The sequence below is a fragment of the Pseudomonas sp. SDO5591_S426 genome (assembly GCF_054070755.1).
Map to the genome: position 1 here is coordinate 1 of NZ_JBSVXD010000177.1, position 11,962 is coordinate 11,962.

14 protein-coding genes are annotated in these 11,962 nt (G+C 58.8%); 7 read left to right on the forward strand and 7 right to left on the reverse strand.

Translation table 11 applies throughout. The annotated features are described in order from the left end of the window. Positions 1 to 114: 114 nt before the first annotated feature. Positions 115 to 1,260 carry an FMNH2-dependent alkanesulfonate monooxygenase gene (gene ssuD, locus ACW9JC_RS24575; protein ID WP_457458188.1) on the reverse strand — a complete coding sequence of 382 codons (1,146 nt, stop codon included), beginning with the start codon at positions 1,258 to 1,260 and terminating at the stop codon, positions 115 to 117. Positions 1,261 to 1,270: 10 nt separating this feature from the next. Further along, complete coding sequence (gene msuE, locus ACW9JC_RS24580) at positions 1,271 to 1,834, reverse strand: FMN reductase (RefSeq protein WP_457458190.1); 564 nt, start codon at positions 1,832 to 1,834, stop codon at positions 1,271 to 1,273. A 398-nt stretch (positions 1,835 to 2,232) separates the two neighbouring features. Here msuE and ACW9JC_RS24585 point away from each other — a divergent pair, with 398 nt between their 5' ends. From ACW9JC_RS24585 to ACW9JC_RS24600, 4 genes are all read left to right on the forward strand, one after another. Further along, positions 2,233 to 2,502, forward strand: coding sequence for a hypothetical protein (locus tag ACW9JC_RS24585; RefSeq protein WP_457458192.1), 270 nt, complete (start codon positions 2,233 to 2,235; stop codon positions 2,500 to 2,502). 101 nt (positions 2,503 to 2,603) lie between these two features. Then, positions 2,604 to 3,218, forward strand: coding sequence for a LysE family translocator (locus tag ACW9JC_RS24590; RefSeq protein ID WP_457458194.1), 615 nt, complete (start codon positions 2,604 to 2,606; stop codon positions 3,216 to 3,218). A 206-nt stretch (positions 3,219 to 3,424) separates the two neighbouring features. Continuing rightward, positions 3,425 to 4,582 (forward strand): aminotransferase class V-fold PLP-dependent enzyme, encoded by a 1,158-nt coding sequence (locus ACW9JC_RS24595; protein ID WP_457458196.1) that lies wholly within the window; start codon positions 3,425 to 3,427, stop codon positions 4,580 to 4,582. 64 nt (positions 4,583 to 4,646) lie between these two features. Then, positions 4,647 to 6,455 (forward strand): aminopeptidase P family protein, encoded by a 1,809-nt coding sequence (locus ACW9JC_RS24600; protein WP_457458198.1) that lies wholly within the window; start codon positions 4,647 to 4,649, stop codon positions 6,453 to 6,455. On the opposite strand, the gene ACW9JC_RS24605 is transcribed toward ACW9JC_RS24600, so the two are convergent. Next, positions 6,448 to 7,356 (reverse strand): LysR family transcriptional regulator, encoded by a 909-nt coding sequence (locus tag ACW9JC_RS24605; RefSeq protein ID WP_457458200.1) that lies wholly within the window; start codon positions 7,354 to 7,356, stop codon positions 6,448 to 6,450. The two genes, ACW9JC_RS24600 and ACW9JC_RS24605, sit on opposite strands and share 8 nt — an antisense overlap. 116 nt (positions 7,357 to 7,472) lie before the next feature. On the opposite strand from ACW9JC_RS24605, the gene ACW9JC_RS24610 reads away from it, so the two are divergent. Next, positions 7,473 to 8,471 (forward strand): zinc-dependent alcohol dehydrogenase family protein, encoded by a 999-nt coding sequence (locus tag ACW9JC_RS24610; protein WP_457458202.1) that lies wholly within the window; start codon positions 7,473 to 7,475, stop codon positions 8,469 to 8,471. On the opposite strand, the gene ACW9JC_RS24615 is transcribed toward ACW9JC_RS24610, so the two are convergent. Next, positions 8,468 to 9,058, reverse strand: coding sequence for a 2-hydroxychromene-2-carboxylate isomerase (locus ACW9JC_RS24615; RefSeq protein ID WP_457458204.1), 591 nt, complete (start codon positions 9,056 to 9,058; stop codon positions 8,468 to 8,470). The two genes, ACW9JC_RS24610 and ACW9JC_RS24615, sit on opposite strands and share 4 nt — an antisense overlap. Positions 9,059 to 9,093: 35 nt before the next feature. Then, the gene (locus ACW9JC_RS24620; RefSeq protein WP_457458206.1) at positions 9,094 to 9,822 is read right to left on the reverse strand and encodes an SDR family oxidoreductase; all 729 of its coding nucleotides are present in this window, start codon (positions 9,820 to 9,822) and stop codon (positions 9,094 to 9,096) included. A gap of 92 nt (positions 9,823 to 9,914) precedes the next feature. Here ACW9JC_RS24620 and ACW9JC_RS24625 point away from each other — a divergent pair, with 92 nt between their 5' ends. Beyond that, positions 9,915 to 10,469, forward strand: coding sequence for a TetR/AcrR family transcriptional regulator (locus ACW9JC_RS24625; RefSeq protein ID WP_457458208.1), 555 nt, complete (start codon positions 9,915 to 9,917; stop codon positions 10,467 to 10,469). Here ACW9JC_RS24625 and ACW9JC_RS24630 read toward each other — a convergent pair. Both ACW9JC_RS24630 and rhtA read right to left on the reverse strand, forming a co-directional pair. After that, positions 10,456 to 10,737: a hypothetical protein gene (locus ACW9JC_RS24630; RefSeq protein ID WP_457458210.1), complete on the reverse strand. Its 282-nt coding sequence runs from the start codon at positions 10,735 to 10,737 to the stop codon at positions 10,456 to 10,458. The genes ACW9JC_RS24625 and ACW9JC_RS24630 overlap by 14 nt on opposite strands. 167 nt (positions 10,738 to 10,904) lie before the next feature. Continuing rightward, positions 10,905 to 11,792 (reverse strand): threonine/homoserine exporter RhtA, encoded by an 888-nt coding sequence (rhtA, locus tag ACW9JC_RS24635; RefSeq protein WP_457458212.1) that lies wholly within the window; start codon positions 11,790 to 11,792, stop codon positions 10,905 to 10,907. Here rhtA and ACW9JC_RS24640 point away from each other — a divergent pair. Then, a partial coding sequence (locus ACW9JC_RS24640) for a hypothetical protein (RefSeq protein WP_457458214.1) occupies positions 11,781 to 11,962 on the forward strand: 182 nt, incomplete at its 3' end. The two genes, rhtA and ACW9JC_RS24640, sit on opposite strands and share 12 nt — an antisense overlap.

Genomic DNA, 11,962 nt, shown 5'->3' on the forward strand with positions numbered 1-11,962 from the left:
GTTTCCTTATGGAACGGACCCTGTAGGAGCTGCCGAAGGCTGCGAGCTTTTGATCGTGATTGGGAAAATCAAAAGATCGCAGCCTTCGGCAGCTCCTACAGGGCCAAGGCTGGATCAGGGGTTGGCGTGAGCCGGCAACACATCATTGGCAATCATTTCGCCAAACGGCCCCGTGAGGTTGGTCACACCACGCCCGGCTAGGCTGGCGTACGGCTCGGGCAGCAGCGGGAACACCAGCTCGGCAAAGCGATAAGCCTCTTCGAGGTGCGGGTAACCGGAGAAGATGAAACTCTCGATCCCCAGGTCCGCATACTCCTTGATGCGCGCCGCCACTTGCTGTGGATCACCGACCAGCGCCGTCCCGGCCCCGCCGCGCACCAGACCGACGCCGGCCCACAGGTTGGGTGCAATTTCCAGGTTGTCGCGACGTCCGTCATGCAAAGCGGCCATGCGCCGTTGGCCTTCCGAGTCAAACCGCGAGAACGATTGCTGCGCAGCGGCGATGGTTTCGTCGCTGATGTGTTCGATCAATTTGTCGGCGGCTTTCCAGGCCTCTTCGGCGGTTTCGCGCACGATCACGTGCAAGCGAATTCCGAATTTCACCGTGCGCCCGTTGCGCGCCGCACGCTCACGCACATCGGCGAGTTTTTGTGCCACGGCGGCCGGTGGTTCGCCCCAGGTCAGGTAGACATCGACCTGTTCCGCGGCCAGGTCGTGGGCCGCGTCGGACGAGCCGCCGAAATACAACGGCGGATACGGTTTTTGCACCGGTGGATACAGTGCCTTGGCGTTCTGCACGCGCAGGTGTTTACCCTCGAAGTCCACCGCTTCGCCTTGCAACACCCGGCGCCAGATTTTCAAGAATTCGTCGGTGACTTCGTAGCGTTCGCTGTGATCAAGGAAGCTGCCATCGCCACGGTTTTCATCCGGGTCGCCGCCAGTCACCACATTGATCAGCAAGCGGCCGTTGGACAATCGGTCCAGCGTCGCCGCCATGCGCGCCGACACGGTCGGCGAAATGATCCCCGGGCGGATCGCCACCAGATATCGCAAGCGCTCGGTCAACGGCACCAGCGCCGAAGCGATCACCCACGAGTCTTCGCAAGAGCGCCCGGTAGGAATCAACACACCGTGATAACCCAGGCTGTCGGCGGCCTGTGCCACCTGTTTCAAATAGTTGAGGGTCACCGGGCGCGCGCCTTGGGTGGTGCCCAGATAGTGACCGTCGCCGTGGGTTGGCAGAAACCAGAAAACATCCATGAACAAATCCTTAAGCGATTTTCAGCAGATTGTTGGGGTGCACGCCGAACAATGGCGCGGCGCGTTCTGCAGCCAGTTGAATGCGGGCCTTTAGAAGTCCACTGGTTATCTGGTAATTGGAGAAATCGGCTTCGGTGGCGTAGACACCAATCGGCAACGTCAGCGCCTGGAAGAAACTGAACAGCGGTCGCAATTGATGATCGAGCACCAGTGCATGGCGCTCACTGCCACCGGTGGCGGCCAGCAACACAGGCGTGTTGATCAATGCATTCAAATCGATCAGGTCGAACAAGTGCTTGAGCAGCCCCGGATAGGAGCCGCGATAGACCGGCGCGGCGACGATCAGCAGGTCGGCGTTTTCGATCGCTTGCAGTTCGGCTTCGATGTCCGCGCTCAATTCCTGACGGGACAGCGCCGCGCCCAGCGGCCGGGCGATGTCACCCAACTCGATCAGCTTGGTTTCGATAGGCAGTTGCTCAGCCAACTGCGCCAACAGCGCCTGGGTCAGCACCAGCGTGCGGGATGGACGCCAGGTGCCACCGGAAACGGCGACGACTTTCAATGGACGCGACATGATCAGTTCCTTTTTAAACAGTTGCTCAGCGAGCAGTGAGTAGTCACTCGGTTGAGCAAGAGCTGTACCAATCCCTCGGAGCCAGGAATTACGGGGCTTTCAGCGCATTCGCCAGTCCAAGCTGTTGATTTTCAGGGGCTGTTTGTTGAATGGCTGTTGCCCGGCAAACAGTTGCGTAAGCAACAGTGCGTGAGGCGATGCGGTTGTTATAAAGACTTGTCGTTATTCCGTAAAAGACATTAAACAAATATTAATAGATCATTAGTGAATATAAAGTGATGACCAAAGCAGCATTAGGAAAACTCGATAGCGACTATCGAAAGCGTTGATTTCTGCTCATCCAGTGGCGCGAGTAGCCTGTGTTCATTGCCCCGAACCCAGATGCCAGGACGCCGAACATGAAACCTCTAATCGCCACTTTCTTGCTGCTCGCGGTCTCCGTACTGGCTGGATGTGCCAGTCATGTTTCCCCGGAATTGCGGCCTTATACCGCCGAAGAAACCCGGGAACTGGCGCTGGAGGCGTTGAATCGCCGTGGCTTGTCCTTCGACGAATACCACGCGAAAAAGGCTGAACTGCTCGGCGAGCCGCAAAAGACTTATGGCTTCGACAAGCAGGGCGAAATGAACGCCGAGCGGGCTGTACAGCTGCACGGTCGCCCAAGCTGAGTCGAAACTGTACGGGTCCAACTTTCGCGTAACTGTCCATGGGTTTCGCCGAGGGTGTGCGATAGGGTCAATACCTGACTGACCTAGATGGACTGCCACCCATGACGCTCTCACTCGATCTGCTGCTGGGCTTCGCTTTGTTTGCCCTTGTCACCTCGATCACGCCCGGCCCGAACAACACGATGTTGCTGGCATCCGGCGTGAACTTCGGCTTTAACCGCACGATCCCCCATATGCTCGGCATTACCTGCGGCTTCTTCGTACTGGTGGTGGCGGTCGGTTTCGGATTGGGCGCGGTGTTCCAGACTTACCCTGTGCTCTACACCGTGCTGCGTTACGTCGGCGCGGCGTATTTGCTGTATCTGGCGTGGAAAATAGCCCATTCCGGGCCGGTCTCGGACAGTGAGAAGGGCGAGGGCAAACCGATCAGCTACCTGGGCGCTGCCGCGTTCCAGTGGGTCAATCCCAAGGCCTGGATTATGGCTATCGGCGCCATCAGCACGTACACGCCGATGCAAGGCTATTTCACCAATGTCATCGTGATTGCTGCGGTATTCGCGCTGATCAACCTGCCGAGCGTCAGTGTCTGGGCCGCGTGCGGCACGCTGTTGCGCAATGTTTTGAAGGATCGCCGCTGGCTGCGCCTGTTCAACTGGGGCATGGCCGCGCTGCTGGTGGCGTCGCTGTATCCGATCCTGCTCGAAAGCTTTAGCTGACGCATTGCTTCAACCGGTCGCCCGATGCCTGTTAAGCTCACTTTTCAGGAGCGTTCCTACGCACTTTTAAATGAAGTTGTACTTCTTTAACGGCATCCGATCAGGTATTGGTAACGTTCTGAAAACCGGACGCAACTCATAAGGCTGCGTCTCGCCGTTTGCAGTCACGAGCCTCCTGATCCCGGAACACGCTCTGCGAGTCTTTTATGAATAAACGTCCGTTGTATTTCGACTACGCCGCCACCACGCCGGTGGACGAGCGAGTCATCAAGGTCATGGTCGAGTGCCTGGGTTTCAGCGGCAACTTCGGCAACCCGGCCTCCAGCTCCCACTTCTTTGGCCAGCAGGCCCGGCAATCGGTCGAGCAGGCGCGGCGTCAGGTCGCTGAACTGGTCGGCGCCGAGGCGGAGCAGATCGTCTGGACCTCCGGCGCCACAGAATCCAACAACCTCGCCCTCAAGGGCGTCGCCCAGGCGCGCGGCGTTGCTGACGGCCACATCATCACCAGCCAGATCGAACACAAGGCGATTCTCGACACTGCAAAGCAATTGCAGGACGCCGGCGTTGCGGTCACGTATCTGGTGCCAGACGCCGAAGGCCTGATTACGACGCAAGCGGTCAGCGACGCGATGCGCGAAGACACCTTCCTGGTGTCGCTGATGCTGGTCAACAACGAACTGGGCACGGTCAATGACATCCCGGCCATCGGCCAGGTGGTGCGTGAGCGCGGCGCGTTGTTTCATGTCGACGCGGCTCAGGGCGCGGGCAAAGTAGCGATCGATCTGGCCGAGTGGCCGGTGGACTTGATGTCGTTCTCGGCGCACAAACTCTACGGCCCCAAAGGTATCGGCGCGTTGTACGTCGGGCCTCGTGCGCAACAGCGCTTGCTGGCACAGATCCACGGCGGCGGTCACGAAGGTGGTTTGCGTTCCGGCACCCTGGCGACACATCAGATCGTCGCCATGGGCGAGGCCTTCGCCCTGGCGGCGGCTTCGTTCGAGGAAGAGGCGGACAAGATCGTACGACTGCGTGAACGCCTGCTCGAACCGCTGTTGAGCATTCCGGGCGTGCGTCTCAATGGCAGCCCGACCCAACGCATTCCGCATACCCTGAGTCTGACCTTTAATGAAGGCGAGTTCAGTTCTGCGGCGCTAAGCGCCTCGATCGCGTTTTCCGCGACGTCGGCCTGTAACTCGGCGAGCAATGCGCCGTCCCATGTGCTGCTGGCGCTGGGGCATGACGCTCGCGCGGCGAGTCGCACCATCCGTTTGAGTCTGGGGCGCTTCACCTCCGACCAGGATATCGATCAAGCGGTACAACTGATTAAAACGGCCTGCGCCAGTGCTCCGGCATTCTGGCAATAGGGCGATAAAGCGCCGGCGTTGATCGGCACTAAACAACAATGATGAGTGGTTAGCAGGAGTCATGATGAATACGCAGTTTTCGATCACCGGATCGGTGCCCCAGCGCCTGGCGCAAACCCGCGAGCTGATGAGCCGGGAGGGCATTCATGCGCTTCTGGTGCCGTCGGCCGACCCGCACTTGTCCGAATACCTGCCGGGCTACTGGCAAGGGCGTCAATGGTTGTCGGGTTTCCATGGTTCGGTCGGTACGCTGATCGTGACCGCGGATTTTGCCGGTGTCTGGGCCGACAGCCGTTACTGGGAACAGGCGACCAAGGAACTCAAGGGCAGCGGCATCGAACTGGTCAAGCTGCAACCGGGCCAACCGAGCCCTCTGGACTGGCTGGCCGAACAAACCCCTGAAGGCGGCGTGGTCGCGGTCGATGGTGCAGTAATGGCCGTGGCCTCGGCGCGTACCCTGGGTGGCAAACTCGAAGAGCGCGGCGCACGCCTGCGCACCGACATCGACTTGCTGAACGAAGTCTGGAGCGATCGCCCGACGCTGCCGAACGAGCCGATCTATCAACACTTGCCTCCGCAGGCGACCGTCAGCCGTGGCGAAAAACTTGCCAAGCTGCGTGAAACCTTGCAGGCACGTGGCGCTGACTGGCATTTCATCGCCACCCTCGATGACATCGCCTGGCTGTTCAACCTGCGCGGCGGCGATGTGTCGTTCAACCCGGTGTTCGTTTCCTTTGCCTTGATCAACCAGCAACAGGCGACCCTGTTCGTGGCGCTGAGCAAGGTCGATGCCGAGTTGCGTGCGGTCCTTGAACAGGACGGCGTGACCCTGCGTGATTACAGCGAAGTGGCCGAAGCCCTGCGTGCGGTGCCGAACGGCGCGAGCCTGCTGGTCGATCCGGCGCGTGTAACGGCAGGTTTGCTGGATAACCTGAACGATGGCGTCAAACTGATCGAAGGCCTCAATCCGACTACCCTCGCCAAGTCGCAGAAAAGCCTGGCCGATGCCGAGCACATTCGCCAGGCGATGGAGCAGGACGGCGCGGCGCTGTGCGAGTTCTTCACCTGGCTGGACTCGGCGTTGGGCCGCGAACGCATCACCGAACTGACCATCGATGAAAAACTCACCGCCGCGCGTGAGCGTCGTCCGGGTTACGTGTCGCTGAGCTTCAACACCATCGCCGCATTCAACGCCAACGGCGCCATGCCGCATTACCACGCGACCGAAGAAGAGCACGCGGTGATCGAAGGTGACGGTCTGCTGCTGATCGACTCCGGTGGTCAGTACCTGGGCGGCACCACCGACATCACGCGGATGGTGCCGGTCGGAACGCCGACCGCCGAGCAGAAGCGCGATTGCACCCGCGTACTCAAGGGCGTGATTGCCTTGTCCCGTGCGCAGTTCCCGAAAGGCATTCTGTCGCCGTTGCTCGACGCCATCGCACGGGCGCCGATCTGGGCCGAAAACGTCGATTACGGTCACGGCACCGGTCACGGCGTGGGTTATTTCCTCAACGTTCACGAAGGTCCGCAGGTCATCGCCTATCAAGCCGCACCTGCACCGCAAACCGCGATGCAACCGGGCATGATCACCTCGATCGAACCGGGCACTTACCGTCCGGGTCGCTGGGGTGTGCGCATCGAGAATTTGGCGATGAATCGCGAAGCAGGCAGCAGCGAGTTCGGCGAATTCCTGAAATTCGAAACCCTGACCCTGTGCCCGATCGACACCCGTTGCCTGGAAACCTCGCTACTCAGCGAAGAAGAAAAGCAATGGTTCAATGCCTACCACGCCGAAGTGCGTGAGCGTTTGAGCCCATTGCTCAACGGCGCAGCCCTTGAGTGGTTGAACACCCGCACTGCGGCTATTTGATTGCTTGCAGTTCGGGCGCTGCCTCCAGCGCCCGGCTTATGTAGTCGACGAAGGCTTTGACCCTGGCGGATTGGCGACGATTCGCCGGGGACACTGCGTATATCGGCAGCGACTGCGCGGTGTAGTCCTGCAAAATGGGCAACACTCTCCCGACTTTCAGGTCTTCGCTGAACAGCCACACCGGCGACAACGCAATCCCCAATCCCCCCAGCACCATCTCACGAATGGCTTCGGAGTTGTTGCTCTGCGCATTGCCCTTGATCCGCACTTCATGCTGTCGGGCGCCTTTGTTGTAGATCCACAGGTTCTGACTGCTCAGCAGATTGAACAGCAGGCAGTTGTGGCCGCTGAGTTCCTGAGGTGTTTGCGGCTGGCCGTGTCGCGCCAGGTAATCCGGCGTTGCGACAGTTATCCGGTAAGTGGTGCCGACGTGGCGGGCGATCAGGCCGCTGTCGTTCAAGGCGCCGATCCTGAATGTGACATCCAGACCCTCGCTGACCAAATCCTGATTTTGATCGCTCAGTTGCAGGTCGACCTGAACCTCGGGGTGGCGCATGAGGAATTCCGGCAGGCGCGGTGCAATCTGCAAGCGCCCGAAGCTGACGGAGGAACCGATTCTCAGTGGCCCGGCGATGGATTCCCGGCCGGACTGAAAGCTGTGCTCGGCGGCGTCCACTGCAGCGAGAATGTGTCGGCATTCGGTGTAGTAGCGCTGGCCTTCGTCGGTCAGCGATAACTTGCGCGTGCTGCGCGCTATCAGCTTTCCACCGAGCTCGATTTCCAGCGCCCGCAGCACTTTGCTGATGGTCGGTTGGCTGGTTTGCAACTCCCGGGCGACAGCGGAAAAACTGCCGCGCTCGACGACCCGCACGAAAATGGCCATTGCATTGAGTTTGTCCATGCGGTCTCTCATTGATGCGTTGAGGGCATAGTCACTATAGCGATATGACGTCTTATCGGCATGAGTGGGTTAAAGGAAGATCAGTCCTACAACCACCTCTGACAGGAATAGGCGAAATGACTGACTCACTGCAAATGCGTGCGCTGATTGTTGACTCGGCTAATGCTCCATTACGCTTGGCCTCCATTCCCCGGCCAGTGCCGAGCGCAGGGCAGGTCCTGGTACGGATCGCGGCGAGCGGGGTGAACCCGTTGGACGGCAAGATCCGCTCGGACCAGGCCGCTCACGCGCGTCAGCCTTTGCCGGCGGTGTTGGGCATGGATCTGGCGGGAACCGTGGAAGCGTTGGGGGAAGACGTCAGTGGCTGGATGCCGGGTGATGAGGTCTACGCCATGGCCACGGGGATTGGTGGAGTCCAGGGCTCGCTGGCTGAATATGCGGTAGTCGATGCGCGGTTGTTGGCACGCAAGCCGGTTAATCTGAGCATGCGTGAAGCGGCAGGATTACCGTTGGTGCTGATTACGGCGTGGGAGGGATTGGTCGACCGGGCCCGGGTGCATTCGGGGCAAAAAGTGTTGATTCATGGCGGGGCGGGCGGTGTCGGACATGTCGCGGTGCAAATCGCCCGCGCATTCGGGGCCGAAGTATTTGCCACGGGTTCTGCGCGGCACCAAGGGATCATTGAGGCGTTGGGCGCGACTTTTATCGATTACCGCACATCCTCGGTCGAGGATTATGTCGAGCAGCACACGGCCGGGGAGGGCTTCGATATTGTTTATGACACGGTGGGGGGTGAAACCCTGGATATGTCTTTCAAGGCTGCACGGGTTTATCACGGTCACGTGCTGAGTTGCCTCGGTTGGGGCCAGCACAGTCTCGCACCGCTTTCGTTTCGTGGAGCGACCTATTCCGGGGTATTCACTTTGTTGCCGTTGTTGACTGGCCAGGGGCTCGAGCGTCACGGTGAGATTCTTCGGCAAGCGGCAGGTTTGATTGAGGGCGGCAAGCTGCTGCCGATAGTCGATCCGAATCGGTTCACGCTGCAAACCGCCGAGGCCGCCCATGAGCTGCTCCGGTCGGGAGCCGCTCAGGGGCGGTTGGTGGTCGAGATTTAACGCAGGGCTTCGAGGACGAAGTCCAGTCGATCCTGGCCAAAAAACAGTTGATCATCGACAAACATGCTCGGTGCTCCGAATACACCGCGCTGCACCGCTTTCTCGGTGTTGTCCTTGAGTGCGGCTTTGACTTCTTCGTCGGCGGTCAGGGCCAGCACCTCATTAGGATCAAAGCCATTCTGCGTCAGTACCGCCGCGACGGTTGCCGGGTCATCGAGGCTGCGGCCTTCAACCCAAAGCGCTTTGAACAGACAGTCGATGAACGCTGCAAAGCGTAGGGGGTGGCGCAACTGCATGCCAGTGACGGCGCGCATGAGCATCAGGGTGTTGATCGGGAAGTGCGGATTGTACTTCAGCGTCACGCCGTAACGTTTCGCGTAGCGGTCGAGGTCCTGAAACATGTAGCGACCTTTGGCTGGAATGGTCGCCGGGGAAGCATTACCGGTGGCTTTGAATACGCCGCCAAGCAGGAACGGGATGTAGATAAGTTGGCTGTCGGTTTGCTCACAGATTTTTGGCAGCTGGGTGTAGGCCAGATAGGTGGCGGGGCTGCCCAGATCGAAATAGAACTCCACGGTTTTGCTCATGGTCGATGCGCTCTCATTATTGTTGTAGGAAAGGCTTACCAACGTTCGCTCCAGGGGCGCAGGTCCAGTTCAAAGGTCCAGGCGTCGCGGGGCTGGCTGTGCAGGTACCAGTAGTTCTCGGCAATGTGCTCGGGATCAAGAATGCCGTCCTGGTCCTTGGTCGCGTATTTCTCGGGAAAGCTTTCCCGGATGAAATCGGTATCGATAGCGCCGTCGACCACGATGTGGGCGACGTGAATGTTCATCGGTCCCAGTTCGCGCGCCATGCTTTGCGCCAGCGCACGAATGCCGTGCTTGGCGCCGGCGAACGCGGCGAATCCTGCTGCACCACGCATACCCGCGGTGGCGCCGGTGAACAGGATCGTCCCCCGTTGTCGTTTGGCCATGCGCTTGGCCACTTCTCGGGCATTGAGGAAACCTGAGAAACAGGCCATTTCCCAGATTTTGAAATACTTGCGAGCGGTTTCTTCGAGAATGCTGCAAGGCACATTGGCGCCGATATTGAAGACGAACGCTTCGATAGGGCCGATCTCGTTTTCAATCTGTTCTACCAATGCCACCACATCTTCTTCTTTGCGCGCGTCGCAAGCGAAGCCATGGGCTTCGCCACCGTCGGCCAGGATGGCATCGACCAGTGGCTGGAGTTTGTCCGCGCTGCGGCGTGTAACGCAGGCGACGAATCCTTCCTTGGCGAAACGCTTGGCAATAGCGCCGCCGGTGGCGTCTCCGGCACCAACAACCAGTACGACCTTCTTGTTATTCATGGGCAGATCCCTTTGTTAAACGATCGTTAACTAAACGAACGTTATGCTACGATTCGATCAGCGTCAAGGCGATCAACTCTGAGGGAAGGGCAATGCGTTACTCGGCCAATCACAAGCTGGAAACCAAGGAAAAATTGCTGCAAAGCAGTGCGGTGTCGGCCAAGAAGTCCGGCTTTTCCACGGTAGGCGTCGATGGCTTGATGAAAGCGATCGGCTTGAGTGGTGGCGCTTTTTACAGCCACTTTTCGTCGAAGGACGAGCTGTTCGCTTCAATCGTGGAGCGTGAGTTGCGCCAAAGCCTGGAACGATTGGGCGCTGATCAGGATCGCGACAAGCTGGAGCGCTGCTTGAAGCACTATCTGAGCATGTCCCATGTCGAACACCCGGAAACCGGATGCGCTTTACCTGCATTGGGCGCCGAGATTGCCCGTTCCGACGTATTGATTCGGCAACAGGCGGAGCACTGGATCTGCCAGCTACAGGAGAGCTGGGCGCAGGTGCTGGCGAGCGACAGCCTGGCCTGGGCCATTCTGTCGCAATGCATTGGGGCATTGGTGGTGGCGCGGATGCTTGCCACGCCGGAGCTGCAGCGCAAGGTGCTGAAGTCCAGTCATGATGAGATCGGTCGCCAGATTACTTGCAGATGACAATCATGCTTCGGCTGGTATAGCCGGCAGGGTTGAGGCCAAACGGATAATCACCTGGCTCTTCCACGGCATCCCCCGATTTGGCGATAACTTTGTATCCCTTGGGATTGCATGAGTTGGCCGCACTGGCGTAGCACTGGTCCCAGGAGGATGACAGCCCCGAGCAGTTGATGTGTAGCCCTCTCTTGCCATGTTTGGTCTGGGTTTTCGAGGTCGCCGCACAGCCCGCAACTGCTAGAACGGCGATCAATATCAAAATTCGTTTCATTGCTGTCCTTGGTGCATTCCCGGATCTGACGCCCGGTCTGGCAGTATTCGCTTTCGCGTGAAGCGTTCTGATGTCCCTGTCCTGAAAAGTCCATGTCTGACATTGGGTTGCGGACCTAAACATGGCCTAAATGAACGGTAAATGCCAGTACCTCGTCAAATCTTGCATTAATCCGCTGCGACTGCGGGCTTGGCGGCATTCCCCATCGTCATGGTTGCGCCGACGGAGGCCAGAATGATGCACAGAATAGCCATCCACTGTGACAGGGAGAGGTATTCATGGAGGAACAGCAGGCCGGACAGTGCGCCAATGGCAGGCTCAATGCTCATCAACGTACCGAAGGTCCTGGCGGGCATACGCGTGAGGGCAACCATCTCCAGGGTATAGGGGAGGGCGGTCGACAGGATGGCAACGCCGATGGCTATTGGTATCAGTGATGGGGTCAGCAGTGCGGCACCAGCGTGAACAATGCCGATGGGAGCAACGAACAGGGCAGCAATCATCACCCCCAGCGCTGCGGTCTGCACACCATTATCAGCCCCGGCTTTTTGACCGAAAAGAATATAGAGCGCCCAGCAGACGCCAGCGCCCAATGCATAGCCGGCACCCAACAAATCGATTCCAGCGGTTGTTGCCCCTATTGGTATCAGTAGCAGCAGGCCGACTGCCGCCAGAGCGATCCACAAAAAATCGATTGCCCGGCGCGAGGCATATATCGCAACTGCCAATGGTCCAGTGAACTCCAGTGCTACCGCGATGCCCAGAGGCACAGTGCGCAAAGACATATAGAAGAGGAAGTTCATGCCACCGAGTGCCATCCCGTAGACGATGACGGTACGCAGTGACTTTGCGGTGAGCTTTGCTCGCCAAGGGCGCAGTAGCAGCAACATGATCACGCTGGCAAAGATCAGACGCAGGGTTGTGGTCCCCTGAGCGCCGATGACAGGGAACATGCTTTTGGCCAAGGAGGCTCCGGACTGGATCGATGCCATGGCTATTATTAGCAGGCCGACCGAAAACAGGGTCGAGGCAAGGCTGCGAGGTTGATCATTCATGAAGTTGCATCGTCCAGGGCTGGAATCTTGGGTGTTGTTCTTGGTGATGAGCAATATACTGCGCATTCGATGCGGGCGCGTCTATATATAAGCAGTGAATTTGTTCTTGCTGATAGAAAAACCAAATCAGTGCTTGACGGCAGATCTCAGGTGTCTATAATTCGCCCCAC